A 17,891-nucleotide genomic window follows, 5' to 3' on the forward strand; every position below is an offset into this window, starting at 1 on the left:
GCTTTCTATTTTATTTCTAAATAGAAGTTTATCATGAGGTAGCTCAGGGCGAAAGCGAGAATAACAATATCTACTTTTAACTATTCAAAATGAAAGACCAATTCAAATCTCCAGAACAGTCCAGAGTAATGTTATCCTTGCTCATGTTACCGTCACATGCAAATTTTTCGGGCAAAATTCATGGTGGTTACGTATTATCTCTCATTGATCAAATAGCATTTGCTTGTGCGTCAAAACATTGTGGGAATTACTGCGTCACGGCTAGCGTAGATGTGGTTGATTTTCTAGCACCTATTGAAGTAGGCGAAATGCTTACACTCAGAGCCTCGGTCAACTACGTTGGTAACTCTTCTATAGTTGTAGGAATACGTGTGGATGCAGAAAATATTCAAACTGGAGTTACAAAACACTGTAATTCTTCGTTTTTAACGATGGTTGCCAAGGATGAAAATGGAAACACGGTTCCAGTTCCTGGACTTAAAATAAGTAGTGAAACTCATGTTAGAAGATTTGCTAGAGCCATCAAACGAAAAGAAATCAAACAGCACAGTAATTCTGAAATTGCAGCTGCTAATTTCTCCGATCCTAAATACAGGGAACAATTAAAGAAATATAAGGTGGAGATCAACCTTTAAAATTCTACCAGTTCTTCCTGCGATTCAAACACATAACCTTGAAGTTTGCGTAAAGTCTCTTTTTTATCTGCTGTGTTGATAAGTAGCGATATGTTGTTATTACTACCGCCATAGGCTATCATCCTTACAGATACATCCTGCAGAATTTGAAATAAACGTGGCGTGTCATGATGGTAAATAATATTATTACCTACCAGACAAACGATGCTCATAGCCTCATCTACTTCCACAGTGGCTATTTTTTCTAAATCTTGAACAATAGCATCTAAATACAATGCATTATCAATGGTAAGTGAAACCGCAATTTCTGAAGTGGTCACCATATCTATAGGCGTCTCGTATTTTTCAAAAACTTCAAATACACGTTTAAGAAAACCATGCGCCTGAAGCATTCTAGCAGATTTAATTTTTATGGCATAAATACCATCTTTAGCAGCTATAGCTTTAATCCCTTCTCCGTGAACCTCTTGTGTAATTAATGTTCCAAAAGAATCTGGCGACAAGGTGTTTTTTAATCGCACAGGAATATTAAGAGCTCGTACTGGCATCACCGTTTGTGGATGTAAAATTTTTGCTCCGAAATAAGCCAGCTCTGCCGCTTCATCAAAAGAAATCTGAGAAATAGCTGTAGTATTTTCAACAAAACGTGGATCGTTATTATGGAAACCATCAATATCTGTCCAGATCTGTACTTCTTCTGCTTTGATTGCAGCTCCTATTATTGAAGCAGTGTAATCACTTCCACCACGCTGTAAGTTGGAGATTTGCCCTTGAACATCAAGGCAAATAAAACCTTGTGTAATAAAAATATCTATTTCGTTATTATCGTTTAGAATCCGTTGAAGGTTCTGTTTGATATAGAATGCATCTGGTTCATTATTGTTATCTACTCGCATAAAATCAAGTGCAGGAAGTAATGCTGCATTAATTCCTTCTTGAATCAAAAACCTACTAAACAAAAAAGTAGAAAGCAATTCTCCTTGAGCTACAATTTTATTATAGATCAACTCTGTATGATCTAAATCAACTAGCTTTTTTAAATCCTCAAAAACTGCGCTTACATAATTTTGGGTTTCAATTGCTAATTCATGATTCTGAAGTAATTGATTTATGGTTACTAGATATTCATGGTGTAATTCATTAATGAGCTCAAAAGCTGCTTCTACTTTTTGCTCTCGTATATATTCTGATAGTTCTACTAAGGCATTTGTCGTTCCTGACATGGCAGATAGTACTACTACTTTCTTAGAGCCGTCTGCAATAATATTTTTTACATGATTCATGTTTTTTACAGAACCTACTGATGTACCACCAAATTTTTGAACTAGCATTTAAATCAATTTTTGCGCAAACATACACTTGCGAATGGCACAAATTGAAAAGATTAATAAAATTAATGTAATTTTACACAACTTGTTAAATAGTTAACAACATGAAAACAGTTGCAGATTGTGTTGAAGAGATTCTTGTCACACAACCATTTCTTGAAGAAGCACTTTCCAGACGGATTATTAACTTCTCTGCGCTTGCAGAAGAATTGCAAAATACTATCAGTGAGATGCTTAGAAAGCCTGTTAAAACTGGGGCAATTATGATGGCTTTAAGACGCTATCATCCACCCAAAGATTTAAGGCATTCTAACAATTTAAAATCGATATTAAAGAATCTCGGAGATATTACCGTTAGATCTAGCCTGACTGATTTTACTTTTAAAAATTCTAATACCTTAATCTTGAATCATAGCAAGGTTTTAGAAACCATAAATCCTAATGTTTTCTATGGTTTTTCTAGAGGGGTTCATGAAAGTAATTTGGTGATCTCTACAAGTGAAAAGGAACACATTTTAAGTGAATTTAAGAACGAAACCATGACCAGTATGCAAGATAATTTATGTGCCATAAGCCTTGCTTTACCTACTAATAATACTCAAATACCAGGTTTATACTATCAGATTTTCAAGCGCTTTGCTTGGGAAGGTATTTCCTTACATGAAGTCATTTCCACGACTAATGAGTTTAGCGTTTTAGTAGAAGATCATGCTGTTGATAAGGCATTTTCTGCCATTAAAAAGCTAGGTAATTAAGAGTTAGCATTTATACTATGAAAATAATCTTCCGAATATTTATTCTTACTTTTCTTTGTAGTTGTAACGACTCTGTACAGAAAAACAAACCTGAAGAAAGTTTAACACCTTCAGGAAAACTTATTCAGACGAACGAGGAAACCTCATTGAAAATTTACGATTTCGATACCCTTTTGACTAATGGATATCACTTAAGATTTGATGTATATGAAAAATCAAACGAAAAAAGTTTAGCACAGTCCCTTACTTTAATGAAGGGCGAAACTACAATACAAAAACTAAATGAGACGTCCTACCCATCGCTTTCTAAGAATTTAGGTTACATAGGTGCAGATTTCAAAAACCATTTTCTTTTTGTTCAGTCTTATGGCTCTGGAAATCCGAATTTATTTCAACTAATCGAGAAACGAACAGGAAACGAAATCGTAGAAGGAACTTTTGTCGATGTAGATGAAAAACAAGAGGTTTTCCTATATATTAAGGATGAACATTCTGATCATGTAAAAACTTTTCTATATGACTTGCGAAATGGAAATGAAAGGAGATTAAAGGAATTTGAGAATAAAGAATGTTCTGGTGCTATCACTAGTATAAGAAATTGTATAGAAATTGTAACAGCTGATGAGAATGAAGTTGTAGTAGAATGGAAGAACCAAAATGAAAAACGGCGCGAAACGTACAACCGCTAATACAGGCTATACTGTTACAAGCAGTAATTATTTTAGTTGTTGTTTAAAATCCCGCTTTCGCGAAAGCGGAATAAAAAAGCAAATTTTCACTCTAAAATACGCGTACTAGATTGAACCCAAAGTAAAACCTGCCATCCAACCAATCGCCAGTGCCTTGACTTAAGAAACCATTAGTAAGCATAGGTTGCGCATTTGTGAAATGCATTTGAAACACGTGTCCACCAGTTTCTAGATCTACACCTATACTTAGTGGGTTAACGAAAGGACTACCGTCTGCTCTATTCAAATGAGCTCCATAATCTGCATTGAGACTCCATCGATTTGTCAATTTGTAACGTGCACCTATACCTAAAGCATACTGCGTATTATCTTGAGGATCAAAAGGAACAAAGTTTTGATGAAAAAATGTAGGACTTATTTGGGCTGATAATCTCTTGGATATTTTTCTAGCGATGATTAATTGAGCCGTGTAGCCCAATCGATCGACAAATTCTAATTTTGGAAAAATTGCGTCGTCTAAATCTGTATTTGCATCAATGGCAGTAAATAATGCTATTGAGAAAGGGAAGCCTTCTTTTTCTTGACGTTTTAGTTTAAATTTTGAAGCCAATTGATAGGTTTTATTAAAACCACTACGACTCGCTTCTATATGCATCCAGTCAGTTAATCCATAAACAAATTGAAATCTAGTTACTGCATTATCAAGGCCAAATAGATCGTCTATCCCATTCTCTACACTACCAAAACGGTGCGATATAACTACTTGAAGTTCCTTGGGAGCGACTAACTTAGTGGTTTCAAAGTTGACCACTTTTAGCGATTTCCAGGTAGATGTTACCTCGTTGTCTTCTTCTATTTCTATTCCTTCCAGTAGGTCTTCTTGAGCAACTGCAATGGATGCGAGTAATGCAAATAATATGGTATATAGATATTTCATAATAACAAAAAAGCCGCCTGATGGAGCGGCTTTCAATAAAGATTAATATTTATTTCTTTATAAATTTCTGTGTAGAAATTTTATCATCTACAAGTACTTGACTTATATAGACTCCAGTAGAAAGTGAGGATACATCAATTTGATTTTGTCTTCCTATTTTACTGCGCAACACCGGTTGACCGCTCATATTATAGATAAGTAATTCTCCATCTTCAGAATGTGCAAGTTCTATATTGATATCACTAACTGCGTGCGTAGGGAAAAGCTTAAAAGAACTGATGATCGCTTCTTCATTTGTAAGTATGGCGTTAGACTGACCAGAAACCATTTGATCACCGCCATTACCATTTGCGTTATTTGCCTGAATAGTTGCGTAGTAAAAGGTCACATCACCTAAGTCCGATGCTGGAGCTGTCCAAGAAAGGTTCCAGTTATTACTAGCACTTCCTGAACTATTATGAGTTAATCCATTACTATCTGACCTTAAACGTGTTCCTGTACCAGCGGTCCAGCTTCCTACTTTTGTTCCACCAGCTGTTTCTGCAGTGATATTGAAGCCAAATTTAGAAACGGAAGAACCATTAATAGCAAGGTTTAAATTATAGGTTTGACCAGCTGCATAGGCAGTCGGTACATTAGTTAAAGCTGGTGTCCCACCATGATTTGCTCCAGGTGCGTGACAATTTGTACAGGTACTACCGCCATCACCTGGCGATCCAGAAAACTGGCCTGGTTGTCCACCAGTAAAAGCTACTAATGCAAATAGAGCAATTGGGATTGCTGTTAATATGCTGTAAAAAGGGTAATTTTTTTTCATTTCATTTTATTTAGGGTTCTCATTTTCTAATATAGCTTGATCCATTTTTACTTCTTCTAAAAGATCATCATATCCCAGGCAACGTCCTTTAATGGTGTATGTCTCGTTAACTTTAAATATATATTTAAAAGTCTCATCATCTTTATGATTAAATTCGATGAAAATTTTATCGTCTAAAGTAACTGTATAGGCAGATTTACTAGTAGCCACTCCAGTTATCAAAATTACTTGGTCTAAGATTTCTTTGTCGTTCTCGATATCTGCATCTTGAAATATGCTTAATAGTTCGCTAGAGTTAAAGGAGTTTGTGGCAACTGTTGCGTTTACATCTCTGTGGTCTTGGTACAAATAGAGGTAACCTGCTATGAAAATAAACAGGAATAGAAGTATTATTACAGATACAATTTTCTTCATGAAAAAACAAAGTATGAGTAAATTTAAACTATAAATATCACAGTATTGTTGATATTTATGAATTATATTGCTTTATGAAAAAGATTACAATACTTTTATTTTCAATCATTTTGTCAGTTTCTTGTAGTGAAACAAGCCCAGAAGACCTTATTGATGATACTCCTATTACTGAAACTGTAAAATATACAACAGACGTTTTTCCTATTGTTCAAAGTCAATGTTTATCTTGTCACAACGATAATTTTTCATCTGGAAATAATAGTTACAGTTCTTATAGCCAGTTTAGAGATGCGACAGAAAATGGTAACGTTATTGATCGTATAACAAGAAGTGTTGGTGATCCATTATTGATGCCTCAAGGAGGTCAACTGCCCCAAAATAGTATCAACCTGATTTTGCAATGGCAAACAGATGGTTATCTAGAAAACTAAAACTTATGAAAACTATCCTATTTTCCATTCTGTCTTTGCTATTAATATCTAATAGTTCATCTGATAATATTACAGAAAGATTTCAAACTCGCACAGGAACAGTTGCTTTCAAAGCTTCTGTAGGTACTTTTGAACCTATAGAGGCCGTAAATAAAAGCACGACTATAGTGTTAGATGTTAACTCAGGTAATATCGCTGCTTTAGCTCTTGTGAATGGATTTCGTTTTCCAGTAGCACTGATGCAAGAACATTTTAATGAAAACTACTTAGAAAGCGATGAATTTCCTAAAGCCGTTATAAAAGGAAAATTATCAGGATTTAAAGCAACAGCAATTACTCAAAACTTTTCTAAAACATATATTTTAGATGGAACACTAAAACTGCATGGAGTAACTCAAATCATTTCCATACCAGTTAATGTAAATAGAACAGGCAAAAGTATTATTATAAGTTCCAATTTCATCATCAGGCCACAAGATTATAATATCGTAATTCCAAAAATAGTTTCCGATAAAATTGCAGATGAAGTCTTAGTAAACGTTAATGCCGAATTATTTAAAGACTATTAGTCCATTACTTTTTTTGCATTCAATTCATGCATTAAAAAGTCATCGTTTGGAATATCAAAAGAAATCCCTGTAACATTATTATATGCATCTTTCTCAAATTCTACTGTTCCGAAACTAAACCATACTTGTGGATGATCCCACACAATTTCATAGGCATCGTAATTAAAATGCTTCAACGTACTACTGAGCAAAGGACTGTGTTCCCAAGTCAATTTTAACTTACCATCCGCTTCTTTTACATAAAAATTTCCATAGGCTGGTGTATAATAAGTACCTGTTATTTGTTCCTTTGGTAAAGATGGTACCGTATTTTGAACTTGCTTTGCTTTTTTATCTGCGATTCGTGTATCGCCTTTTTTCCAGTCGTCATAACCTTTAAGCATTTCTTTACTCCAGTCTTTTTGATCCCTACCTAAAAACCGATCAAAAATATAATAGGCAATTGCGTTAGTCGGAGCCTTGACTCCATTAGTTAGAACTACTACACCTAGGTTTTCGTCAGGTAACATTTGTACAGTAGATATCATTCCATCATAACCACCGCCGTGTCTTACTCTATAATGACCGTGATAATCTCCTATAAACCATCCTAGACCATAACCAGAATAATGCATTCCTGCACTGTTGCGATTTACCTGATCAGTACCAAAAGAATTATTGATGTTCCACATTCTATTGCGACTATTGGTATTAAATAAGGTATCGTTTTGTGAAGTAACGCCATGATTCATATTAAAAATCATCCATTTACTCATATCATGAACACTAGAAATAATTCCTCCAGTAGATTGAACGTTATCCCAAGCCACATATGGTATCGCATAATTTTTACCATCTTTCAATCCGTGAGGCGTCGCAACATTTGTGTTTGAACCAAAATCGTTTACACTTACCACGGTACGATCCATTTCTAGAGGTTGTAGAAAACGCTCTGTGACATTAGCTTTAAAACTTTTACCAGTTACTTTTTCAATAAGGTCTCCAGCCGTGATAAACATAAGGTTAGAATAGCCATAACCATCTCTAAATTCGTAAGCTGGTTTAAAATATTTAATTCGTTTTACAATTTCTTCGGTAGTCAAATCGCTTTTATACCATATGGCATCGCCAGAAAAAGTCCCTAATCCTACATTATGACTTAATAAATCCTCAATAGTTACCATTCTACTAATCGCTGGATCATAAACGTCAAAGTAGGGTAAATAATCTTGTACCTTATCTTTCCAATTAATTTTTCCTTCTTCAACTAGTTGAGCAATAATAGCAGCTGTAAAAGCCTTTGTATTACTAGCAATAGCATAAAGCGTATGCTCGTCTGGTGTACGACTTTCGTTTACATTCATTTTACCATAACCACGTTCAAAAACAATCTTGCCATCTTTAACTACAGCAACACTCAATCCAGGAATATTCCAGTCCTTTTGAGTTTGTGAGATGTATTTATCTAATTTTTTATAGTCAACTTTTTGTGCAAATAAAGCCGTAGAGATGAATAATACCGAAAGAAACAGAACTTTTTTCATGAGTTTGATTTATGGTATGAAGATAGTGGTTGTTTCGCTTTCGCGAAAGTGTACAACCTTACAAAAACGAAGTTACTTTGCTTAAGTAATTAAAATAGTGAAGGTATATACTATTTAAGGCAACATAGGCTAACAATTTTTATTCATCTTATCTGCATAAAAACAGCCTAGATCTAGAATACACATTGTAAGAAACATCGTGTTTAAAATACCTAGGAACACAACTTTTAGCCATGGTCAATATCATCCGAAGTAAGCCCTATTAAGTAAAGATGTAGATAATAAAACCCTTTATTAGTTAAGCTATATTCTATTTTTTTAGACGATCCGTTTTGGTGTTCAGAACTTTGTATTATTTGTCGAGATAAAAATAATTTTATTAAAGCACTATTATATTTTGTTCTTTTGAAATCTTCTCGTTCAATGTAGCTTACCACTTTAATAAATTCTGTTAAAAACCCTTCTTCTTTTTTATAAACAGTCCATTCACGATACCATTCTATTTGTTCATCGTTATTTATATTATTTTGATTATTTGAGTGGTTAAATCTAATAAGATTCTTTAGCTCATCGTTTTTGATTGCTTCTGTTAATGATGTAGCGTTCTCAACCCTAAAATGATCTGTAATAAATTTCATTTGTTCTTTTAACATATTCAGTTCAGAAATTGTTTCGTCCCTCCGATTTCTTAAACTAGACTTTTCAATTTTGTTGTTTTTTAAATCAGCATAGCTTTTTATCACCTCGGCATTCAAGTTGGAATTAGCCTCTTCTAAATTAATATTTTTCTCTTGTATTTTTGAAAAATCCAAAGTTCTTTTAGAAAGTTCCTTTGTAACCTCGGCTATATTCTATCAGCATACTTATTTACATCCTCTGATAAAGCGTTTATACTATTGTCTTTTACCTCAATTTCATTTCTTAAAACTTCAATCTTATCATTTAAAGATTTAGTACTAAGCTTACCAGATCTCTCTTGTTCTAAATCAAAGTCTTTTTGCGCAACTTTAATTTTACGACCGTAATCTGCAATTTGTAATTCATTTAACAAATCTTTACGCTTAGTATTTGACCATTTTGTTGAAAAGTCAAAACCGTACATTAGAAAAGGTAGAGCAACTAGGTAAAATGTAGCTACCAATAACGGAATTATTAAATTACTCCACCAACTGACATAGTTTTCATCAATAAAGATAATTTTTTCCTTTATAATATCATTTGAAAAAATAAAGTAACTTATTGTTTTCCAGTTAAATACAATCCAAGATATTAAGAACGATCCAATAAAAGGATTCTTTAAGCGATCGCTTGTAGTGGTAAGTATGTTATTAACTATTTCAGAAAATGTCATTTTTAATCTTAAGCTTGTTAACTGTGAATTTATACATTTTTTAACTATTTAATTTTAAGTTTTAATAATCTCCTAAAAAAATTAACAAATAATAAGATTGTTCTAAATTGAATAAGACTAAAAACCCTCTAAAAAATACTAATTTTTAGAGGTATTTCTGTTTAAAAATATTAACCAACGTCGTTAACTGCACCATTGATTTAATAAATTTAACCAACTTAAAGGTTGCTATTCTTCAAAAATTGAATACGACACATTAAAATTGATGTAGGTATTTCTAACATTCAGACCGGAATCACCTCTAAAAGCAGGACCAAATTCAAATAAATTAGTAAAACCTTGATAAAAAAAGCTTTCTACTCGTATTCTACCAAAATCATAACCAAATCCAAGATTAGCTCCTAAATCTAACGCACTTTCTGGATCACCAAAATCATAGTTATTTGTTTTGTAGTCTAGTAAAACATTTACCTGTGGCCCTAAAAAAACATAAAATTTATTGAAAAACTTAACATTTAAAGGTATCGATAAATAGCTTAATCTATAGTCCACATTATCGATAGACACACGGTCTCTTCTGTCGTCATTTTTACGGTCACCAATTTGAATATATTGAAATTTCCCGTATAAACTAATCGTTTCATTTATTGAGTAATTAGCATATCCACCTAAACTTATTCCAGGATCATTTAAATTAAAATAAGAACCATTAATGGTTTCAAATTCATTAGAAAATCTAGAGCTGTTAATACCGGCAGTTACTCCATACTCTAATTGAGCACTTGCTTGAATAACAAAAGCAAAAACTAAACTAATTAATAATAGCTTCTTCATATTATTTCTAATAATTTACTTACTCAAATACATTCTACGTCTCGAATACAAATCGTAAAACGCATCGTCTTTTAAACTATCTATAAATAAAATACTTTCTCCAGTAGATTTCATTTCTGGCCCTAGACGTTTATCAACGTTAGGGAATTTGTTAAATGAAAATACCGGTTGCTTGATGGCATAACCGTCTAACTTAGGGTTAAAGTCAAAATCTGTTACTTTATTATGACCTAACATTATTTTAGTAGCATAGTTCACATAAGGTTCACCGTAAGCTTTTGCGATAAAAGGAACCGTACGCGACGCACGCGGATTTGCCTCAATAATATAAACTTTATCGTCCTTCACGGCAAACTGGATATTAATTAATCCTACTGTTTCTAAGGCAAGAGCAATTCTTTTAGTGTGATCCTTTATTTGTTGCATCACCAAATCACCTAATGTAAACGGTGGTAACAAAGCATTGGAATCTCCAGAGTGAACACCGCAAGGCTCAATATGCTCCATTATCCCTATGATGTAAACATTCTCTCCATCACAAATAGCGTCAGCCTCTGCTTCTATCGCTCCATCGAGATAATGATCAAGAAGTAGTACATTATTAGGTATTTTCCTTAGAATATCTACCACATGCTCTTCTAACTCATCTTTATTAATCACGATTTTCATTCCTTGCCCACCTAAAACATAAGAAGGTCTTACAAGAATAGGAAAGTCTAATTTATCTGCGGCGGCAAGAGCTTCTGCTGGTGTTGTCGCAGTAGCAAATTCTGGATAAGGGATATTATTTTCTTGTAACATTCTAGAAAACTCTCCTCTATCTTCTGCAAGATCCAGCGCTTTGTAGCTGGTTCCCATAATTTTTATTCCATAGCGATCAAGTTTTTCCGCAAGCTTTAATGCCGTCTGACCACCTAATTGAACGATTACTCCTTCTGGCTTTTCATGACGTATGATGTCATAAATATGTTCCCAGAAAACTGGCTCGAAATACAATTTATCTGCCGTATCAAAATCAGTTGAAACTGTTTCTGGATTACAATTGATCATGATGGTTTCATAACCACATTCTTGCGCCGCATAAACTCCATGCACACAACAGTAATCAAATTCAATCCCTTGACCTATCCTATTAGGACCAGATCCTAAAACAATTACTTTCTTTTTATCAGAAACGATGCTCTCATTCTGAACGTGGCGCTTCCCATCTGCTGTTTCAATATCTGCTTCAAAAGTGGAATAATAATAAGGTGTGTTTGCAGTAAATTCTGCTGCACAAGTATCAACGAGTTTATAAACTCGATTTACGTTCATTTCCTCACGTAAGTTATACACTTCTGACTCCAGACATCCTAGCATATGCGCGATTTGACGATCTGCAAATCCCTTTTGTTTAGCTTCTAGTAGTAGCTTTCGCGAAAGCGTGCCTACATCATACTTCTCTATCTCTTTTTCTAGCAAGAAGAGTTCTTCAAACTGTTTCAAGTACCACATGTCTATTTTAGTGATATCGTGGATACGGTTTAACGAGATTCCCATTGCAACCGCATCATACAAGGCAAAGACACGATCCCAACTTGCGTTAGTAAGCTTTTCAATTACCTGATTGTAATCGGTATAACCTTTCCCATCTGCGCCTAGACCATTGCGCTTTATTTCCAAAGATTGAGTTGCTTTATGCAGTGCTTCTTGGAAAGAACGACCTATTCCCATAACCTCTCCTACAGCTTTCATCTGAAGACCTAAAGTACGGTCAGACCCTTCAAATTTATCAAAATTCCATCGAGGGATTTTAACAATTACATAGTCTAATGTAGGTTCAAAAAGTGCAGACGTATTTCCAGTAATTTGATTATTTAACTCATCAAGCGTATAACCTAGAGCTAATTTAGTGGCTACTTTTGCAATTGGGTAACCGGTTGCTTTACTCGCTAAGGCAGAAGATCGAGATACACGAGGATTGATTTCAATCGCTATAATATCTTCTTTTTCGTCGGGACTTACGGCAAATTGTACATTACAACCACCTTCAAATTCTCCTATACTACGCATCATATGAATGGCCATATCGCGCATTTTTTGAAAGGTGCGATCTGACAATGTCATTGCTGGAGCTACTGTTATGGAATCTCCTGTATGGATTCCCATAGGATCCATATTTTCTATAGTACAAATGATTACGACATTATCATTTTTATCACGAAGCAATTCTAACTCATATTCTTTCCAGCCTAATAATGCTTTGTCAATCATAACTTCATGAATGGGAGAAACCTCAAGACCCAAAGTCAGTAACTCGTCATAGTCTTCTTCTTTATGAACAATGGCTGCTCCAGCACCACCGAGTGTAAATGAAGAACGTATACATAAAGGAAAACCAAATTCTTGAGCAATTTCTTTACCCTTCAAGAACGAAGTAGCTGTAGCTTGAGGAGCCATTCCTACTCCTATTTTACCCATTAGTTCTCTGAATTTTTCTCTATCCTCAGTAATATTGATAGCGTCTATATCTACTCCTATTAAATCAACATTATGATCTTGCCATATTCCTTTTTCTTGAGCTTCAATACATAGATTTAATGCCGTCTGTCCACCCATGGTAGGTAAAACCGCATCAATTTGAGGATGCTCTGAAAGGATTTCCCTTAAGGAGTTTGTGGTAAGAGGTAAAAGGTACACATGATCTGCCATGCTAGGATCTGTCATGATCGTTGCTGGATTAGAATTGATTAAGATGGTTTCAATTCCTTCTTCTCTTAATGATCTTAATGATTGTGAGCCAGCATAATCAAATTCACATGCTTGACCGATTATAATAGGTCCACTACCGATTAATAATACGGATTTGAGGTCTTTTCTTTTTGGCATTATGGGTTGTTTTTCAGGAGCTTAAATATCGTGTTTTTGGATACAAAAAAAGGCGTCAATTCTAAGAATTAACGCCTTATATATTAACAATAATTGAACATTATCGTTTGTGTCTTCTTTCAGTAGAAACAGATAGTTTTTTACGTCCTTTTGCTCTTCGACGTGCAAGAACCTTACGACCGCTCACAGAAGCCATGCGCTCTCTGAAACCGTGCTTGTTTCTTCTTTTTCTTTTACTTGGTTGGTATGTTCTTTTCTGTGCCATAGCTTGAAATCTGTATCAGTATATAAAAAGGTTTGAACCTTAATTTTTAATCGGCTGCAAATATAACAGTTCTTATTTTACCTACAATAGCTAATTAAATATTTTTTGAAAATAATTTACTGCAATACAACTTAGTGAAAAAGGTATTTACTGGCTCATTATCCTGCAGTCGTTTTTTCATGGTAGTAAATGCTCTGGCACATTGTAAAGTTTTGAAATTACAACATACTTAGATTTATGAAGGTTGTGAGTAAAGAACTGGCCTTATCCTAACTAAAAACTGTGTCTGTGACTATAACCTAAAACCTACTAAATACTTATCTTTGCAAACTTTAAAATACACCTTATAATGTTCAACAAGAATATCAAATTAGTTATTACTGCTTTAATAGTAGCCTATGCTATATATCAATTTACTAGGAATGAGATCATGACAGGAATTTTCTTAATTCTCTTTTCTGGTATATTTATCTTTTTATATTTTAAAAACGAGTTGATACTTCTAGCATTTTGGAAATTAAGAAAACAAGATTTTCCAGGAGCAAAAAAATGGCTGGACAAAATTTCAAATCCAGAAACCGCTTTAGTTCAAAAGCAACAGGGATATTACAACTACCTTCACGGACTAATGATTTCACAGGAAAACATGACTAAAGCAGAGAAGTACTTTAAAAAAGCGATCTCATTAGGACTTTCTATGGATCAAGATTTGGCTGTTGCAAAACTTAATCTTGCTGGAATATCTATGATGAAAAGGCGTAAAAGGGAAGCAACTATGCTTCTCGCTGAAGCAAAAAAGCTGGACAAACACGGGATGCTAAACGATCAAATCAAAATGATGAAGCAGCAAATGAAAAAGATTTAAAATCTAGGTCATATAAATCAACTTTACAATCTAAATAATAGGAAAGCCCGATCTTACGATCGGGCTTTGTTGTTACTGATCATGAATCGAGTAACTGATAAAGATTAAAAAAAAGCTCAATGGTTATAAAACATTGAGCTTTTTTGTAAAATTATTTTCAAATAGCAAAAAGCTGATTTGTAAATAAATTAAAATAATTATTCCTTAAAACATTTCACGACCTGAGAAATGAAATGCGCTTTCAATTGCTGCATTTTCATCACTATCACTACCGTGAACAGCATTTTCTCCCATGCTTTTTGCAAACATCTTTCTGATGGTACCATCAGCAGCATCTGCTGGGTTTGTTGCACCAATTAAAGTACGGAAATCTGCAACAGCATTTTCTTTCTCTAAAACTGCAGCAACTATAGGACCTCTAGTCATAAACTCTACTAATTCACCAAAAAACGGACGCTCGTTGTGAACTGCATAAAATTCCTGAGCATCAGCAACAGTCATTTGTGTTTTTTTAAGAGCTACGATTCTAAAACCGCTTGCTGTAATCTTTTCAAGTATAGCACCTGTGTGACCGTCTTCAACGCCGTCAGGCTTAATCATTGTAAATGTTCTATTAGTTGCCATTTTTATATCTTTTTTAAAATGCGCTGCAAAAATAAGTCTTTTACTACGTTTACGATCTCGTTACTGACTGTTTTTTATGATCATATCATAGAAAACGTTTAAATTATGAATGAATTCCACAAAATTACAATTCAAAAAACTCAACGCTCTAACCTATTCTAAATAATGAGTAAATAACTACATTTGCTACCCTATGAATGAAGAACAAATTCTAAATTTAAAAAAAGAGCTTTCTAGCCCAAAGAAAATAGTAATTGTGCCTCATAAAAATCCTGATGGGGACGCTGTAGGATCTGTTACGGCTTTGTACGGATACCTTATTCAATCGGGACATCATGTTGCAATGGTCAGTCCAAATGACTTTCCGTTATTTCTCAAATGGATGGAATACAGCGACCTATTCATTAATTATGAGCAAGATCAATTAAAAGCAGATACATTGTTACAAGAAGCAGATCTTATTTTTAATCTTGACCATAATGCATTTCATCGAGCAGGAATGATGGAAAAAGCACTTGAAGAAGCAACTTCCACTTTTGTAATGATCGATCATCACCAGCAACCAGATGACTTTGCTACTTATATGTATAGCGATACGTCTATGAGCTCTACTTGTGAAATGATATATCATTTTCTTGATATGATGGAAGACACTGACAAAATAACTCCTGAGATGGCTACCGCTATGTATACAGGGATATTAACCGATACCGGGAGTTTTAAGTATAAATCTACTACTTCTACAACTTTACGAGTTGCTGCTCATCTTGTAGACAATGGAGCTAATAGTGAAGACATAAATCGAAAGATTTATGATGTCAACACTCCTTCTAGAATGAAACTTCTAGGTGTCGCTTTGAGTAACTTAGTAATATTAGAAAAATACCGTACGGCTTATATCACACTTTCTCAAAAAGAGTTAGACGATAATAACTTTAGAAAAGGAGATACCGAAGGGTTTGTGAATTATGCGTTAAGCTTAGACGGAATCGTTTTTGCTCAAATTTTTATTGAAAAAGCTAGCGAATCAATTATTAAAACTTCCTTGAGATCAAAAGGAGATTTTGACGTGAACAAAATGGCTCGTGAAAACTGGGATGGCGGTGGTCATCAAAACGCTGCTGGTGGTAAATCTGAACTCTCTATGGAGGAAACGGTGAACAAATTAATTAGTATCTTGCCTACTTATGAAAATGAGCTCCATGCAGTGGTTATATAACGCAGTGAAAATCGTTTTTGTGTTGGTTTTGCTTCCAGGTTGTTCTAATAAAGTAGAGCCTAGAAAACCTATCACAAACTCGTCTAGTTCTACAATAGAGCAGTCTATTGAAGATAATAAGAAAAGGTATGCCGCCGAAGAAAAAGCTATTGAAAAGATTCTAGAAACCATAGACACTACAAGAACCTATCAACGTAGTGCAAATGGTTTTTACTATACATTTATCAGAAAAGATTCTACAAATGGAGACTTTCCCAAATTTGGAGATCGTGTTACTTTTGAATATGATGCGGTCGCTTTAAATGGAGACACCATTTACACAAAAGAAGAATTGTCACCTATTACGAAAAGTCTTGATCAAGAATATGGAATTTTCAGGGGCATGCGAGCATCTTTGAAATTAATGAAAACCGGTGATGAAATGATAGTGTATTTCCCTTCCTATGCAGCTTACGGTTATTATGGTGATAATAATAGAATAGGCGCAAATACTCCTTTCAAAAGCCGAGTTAAATTATTAGGAATCAATTTAGAAGAAAAATAAATCAATTATAATTAAAATAAAAAAGTAAAATGAGAAAAATTCACGGACTCCTAGCCATCTTAGCCCTAGTACTTATGGCGTCTTCATGCGAGGATAAATATCCTGATGTAGCAGATGGAATCTACGCAGAAATTGAAACAAATAAAGGAACCATGTTTGCAGAATTGTACTATGAAGCAGCACCAGTGACTAGTGCAAACTTTGTTGCTTTGGCTGAAGGGAAACATCCTTTAGTAAATGATACTCTCAAAGGGAAACCTTTCTATGATGGTTTGATTTTTCATAGAGTAATGAAAGATTTTATGATTCAAGGAGGAGACATGACAGGAACTGGATCTGGAGATGTAGGTTATAAATATGATCAAGAAGTAAACGATACCTTAAAGCATGATGCAAAAGGAGTATTATCTACCGCAAACAGTGGACCTGATACTAATGGAAGTCAATTTTTTATTATGCATAAGGAAAGTCCTGATCTTGACATGCGTTACAATGTTTTTGGTAAGGTAATTAAGGGATTAGAAGTGATTGACTCCATTGCATTGACTCCTGTAAATCAAACACGGCCTGTTGATTCCATGATTATGAAAAAGATCTCTATCATAAGAAAAGGTAAAGAGGCTAGAAAATGGGATGCTGTACAAACTTTCTTAGATGGTCAAGAAGCTTCAAAACTAAAAAAAGAAGAAAAAGCCAGAAAACTTGCAGAAGTAACGGAGCAAAAAGCTAAAGAACTTGCTGAATACAAAAGCAAGGCTATCAAATTACCTAATAGTGATGTGATGGTATATGTAAAAAAGAAAGGAGAAGGCGGTACACCAGAAAATAATGCACAAGTACTTTTAGATTATAGTGGCTACTTTGAAAGCGGTAAATTATTTGATTCTTCTATCCTTGAAGTTGCTGAACAATTTGATAATGTAAATATGCAAAAGGTAAAAATGAATGCATATAAACCACTTCCATTACAATATAGTCCTTCAGTAGGAATGGTTCAAGGTTTTAAAGATGCGATGTTGAGTATGGATTATGGCGATGAAATTGTAGCTTTTATTCCATCAGGATTAGCTTATGGAGAGCGCGGTGCAGGTGGAGTAATTCCTCCTAATACTGATCTTGTTTTTGAGATGAAATTAAACGACAAACAATAAAATTTTAATTAAGTTAAAAAAAGTGTGTTACATCCCGTGACACACTTTTTTCATTTACAACGGCTCGACACA

General features: G+C 34.2%; 20 protein-coding genes. 9 read left to right on the forward strand and 11 right to left on the reverse strand.

Annotated features, from left to right (window positions below; translation table 11 throughout):
• Window positions 1-89: 89 nt before the first annotated feature.
• Window positions 90-635 (forward strand): acyl-CoA thioesterase, encoded by a 546-nt coding sequence (locus DDD_RS15425; RefSeq protein WP_015363879.1) that lies wholly within the window; start codon window positions 90-92, stop codon window positions 633-635.
• On the opposite strand, the gene DDD_RS15430 is transcribed toward DDD_RS15425, so the two are convergent.
• On the reverse strand, window positions 632-1,966 hold the full coding sequence (locus DDD_RS15430; protein WP_015363880.1) for an aspartate kinase: 1,335 nt from the start codon (window positions 1,964-1,966) through the stop codon (window positions 632-634). The two genes, DDD_RS15425 and DDD_RS15430, sit on opposite strands and share 4 nt — an antisense overlap.
• Window positions 1,967-2,067: 101 nt before the next feature.
• On the opposite strand from DDD_RS15430, the gene DDD_RS15435 reads away from it, so the two are divergent.
• A complete protein-coding gene (locus tag DDD_RS15435; RefSeq protein WP_015363881.1) occupies window positions 2,068-2,718 on the forward strand; it encodes a hypothetical protein in 651 nt (216 codons plus the stop codon).
• A gap of 17 nt (window positions 2,719-2,735) precedes the next feature.
• On the forward strand, window positions 2,736-3,407 hold the full coding sequence (locus tag DDD_RS15440) for a hypothetical protein (RefSeq protein WP_015363882.1): 672 nt from the start codon (window positions 2,736-2,738) through the stop codon (window positions 3,405-3,407).
• A gap of 91 nt (window positions 3,408-3,498) precedes the next feature.
• Here the strand turns inward: DDD_RS15440 and DDD_RS15445 are convergent, their stop codons facing one another.
• From DDD_RS15445 to DDD_RS15455, 3 genes are read right to left on the reverse strand one after another with little or no spacing between them, the layout of a single operon-like run.
• Window positions 3,499-4,344 carry a DUF5777 family beta-barrel protein gene (locus DDD_RS15445; RefSeq protein ID WP_041567212.1) on the reverse strand — a complete coding sequence of 282 codons (846 nt, stop codon included), beginning with the start codon at window positions 4,342-4,344 and terminating at the stop codon, window positions 3,499-3,501.
• A gap of 49 nt (window positions 4,345-4,393) precedes the next feature.
• Window positions 4,394-5,161, reverse strand: coding sequence for a choice-of-anchor V domain-containing protein (locus DDD_RS15450; RefSeq protein WP_015363885.1), 768 nt, complete (start codon window positions 5,159-5,161; stop codon window positions 4,394-4,396).
• Window positions 5,162-5,167: 6 nt separating this feature from the next.
• Window positions 5,168-5,575, reverse strand: a complete 408-nt coding sequence (locus DDD_RS15455) for an OB-fold protein (protein ID WP_015363886.1) — start codon at window positions 5,573-5,575, stop codon at window positions 5,168-5,170.
• Window positions 5,576-5,649: 74 nt separating this feature from the next.
• On the opposite strand from DDD_RS15455, the gene DDD_RS15460 reads away from it, so the two are divergent.
• Both DDD_RS15460 and DDD_RS15465 read left to right on the forward strand, forming a co-directional pair.
• Window positions 5,650-6,006, forward strand: a complete 357-nt coding sequence (locus DDD_RS15460) for a hypothetical protein (RefSeq protein ID WP_111474758.1) — start codon at window positions 5,650-5,652, stop codon at window positions 6,004-6,006.
• 5 nt (window positions 6,007-6,011) lie between these two features.
• Window positions 6,012-6,575 carry a YceI family protein gene (locus DDD_RS15465; RefSeq protein WP_015363888.1) on the forward strand — a complete coding sequence of 188 codons (564 nt, stop codon included), beginning with the start codon at window positions 6,012-6,014 and terminating at the stop codon, window positions 6,573-6,575.
• Here DDD_RS15465 and DDD_RS15470 read toward each other — a convergent pair.
• The 6 genes from DDD_RS15470 to rpmH form a co-directional block, all read right to left on the reverse strand.
• Window positions 6,572-8,098, reverse strand: coding sequence for a serine hydrolase (locus DDD_RS15470; RefSeq protein ID WP_015363890.1), 1,527 nt, complete (start codon window positions 8,096-8,098; stop codon window positions 6,572-6,574). The genes DDD_RS15465 and DDD_RS15470 overlap by 4 nt on opposite strands.
• Window positions 8,099-8,325: 227 nt before the next feature.
• Window positions 8,326-8,910: a hypothetical protein gene (locus DDD_RS15475; RefSeq protein ID WP_015363891.1), complete on the reverse strand. Its 585-nt coding sequence runs from the start codon at window positions 8,908-8,910 to the stop codon at window positions 8,326-8,328.
• Window positions 8,911-8,942: 32 nt separating this feature from the next.
• Window positions 8,943-9,449: a hypothetical protein gene (locus DDD_RS15480; RefSeq protein ID WP_015363892.1), complete on the reverse strand. Its 507-nt coding sequence runs from the start codon at window positions 9,447-9,449 to the stop codon at window positions 8,943-8,945.
• Between the two features lie 228 nt (window positions 9,450-9,677).
• A complete protein-coding gene (locus tag DDD_RS15485) occupies window positions 9,678-10,283 on the reverse strand; it encodes an outer membrane beta-barrel protein (RefSeq protein WP_015363893.1) in 606 nt (201 codons plus the stop codon).
• A 15-nt stretch (window positions 10,284-10,298) separates the two neighbouring features.
• Window positions 10,299-13,151 (reverse strand): carbamoyl-phosphate synthase large subunit, encoded by a 2,853-nt coding sequence (gene carB, locus DDD_RS15490; protein WP_015363894.1) that lies wholly within the window; start codon window positions 13,149-13,151, stop codon window positions 10,299-10,301.
• A 100-nt stretch (window positions 13,152-13,251) separates the two neighbouring features.
• On the reverse strand, window positions 13,252-13,416 hold the full coding sequence (gene rpmH / locus DDD_RS15495) for a 50S ribosomal protein L34 (protein WP_015363895.1): 165 nt from the start codon (window positions 13,414-13,416) through the stop codon (window positions 13,252-13,254).
• A 349-nt stretch (window positions 13,417-13,765) separates the two neighbouring features.
• Between rpmH and DDD_RS15500 the strand changes: the two genes are divergently transcribed.
• Window positions 13,766-14,281, forward strand: coding sequence for a hypothetical protein (locus tag DDD_RS15500; RefSeq protein ID WP_015363896.1), 516 nt, complete (start codon window positions 13,766-13,768; stop codon window positions 14,279-14,281).
• Between the two features lie 204 nt (window positions 14,282-14,485).
• On the opposite strand, the gene DDD_RS15505 is transcribed toward DDD_RS15500, so the two are convergent.
• Window positions 14,486-14,905 (reverse strand): nucleoside-diphosphate kinase, encoded by a 420-nt coding sequence (locus DDD_RS15505; protein ID WP_015363897.1) that lies wholly within the window; start codon window positions 14,903-14,905, stop codon window positions 14,486-14,488.
• A 193-nt stretch (window positions 14,906-15,098) separates the two neighbouring features.
• Here DDD_RS15505 and DDD_RS15510 point away from each other — a divergent pair, with 193 nt between their 5' ends.
• The 3 genes from DDD_RS15510 to DDD_RS15520 are packed head-to-tail and all read left to right on the forward strand — an operon-like array spanning window position 15,099 to window position 17,819.
• A complete protein-coding gene (locus DDD_RS15510; protein WP_015363898.1) occupies window positions 15,099-16,124 on the forward strand; it encodes a DHH family phosphoesterase in 1,026 nt (341 codons plus the stop codon).
• Entirely contained in the window at window positions 16,108-16,668 is a 561-nt protein-coding gene (gene gldI, locus DDD_RS15515) for a gliding motility-associated peptidyl-prolyl isomerase GldI (protein WP_015363899.1), read from the forward strand. Before DDD_RS15510 ends, gldI begins: the two co-directional genes overlap by 17 nt.
• A 29-nt stretch (window positions 16,669-16,697) precedes the next feature.
• Entirely contained in the window at window positions 16,698-17,819 is a 1,122-nt protein-coding gene (locus DDD_RS15520) for a peptidylprolyl isomerase (RefSeq protein WP_015363900.1), read from the forward strand.
• Window positions 17,820-17,891: the final 72 nt, after the last annotated feature.

It is taken from the genome of Nonlabens dokdonensis DSW-6, from assembly GCF_000332115.1.
Lineage (GTDB): Bacteria > Bacteroidota > Bacteroidia > Flavobacteriales > Flavobacteriaceae > Nonlabens > Nonlabens dokdonensis.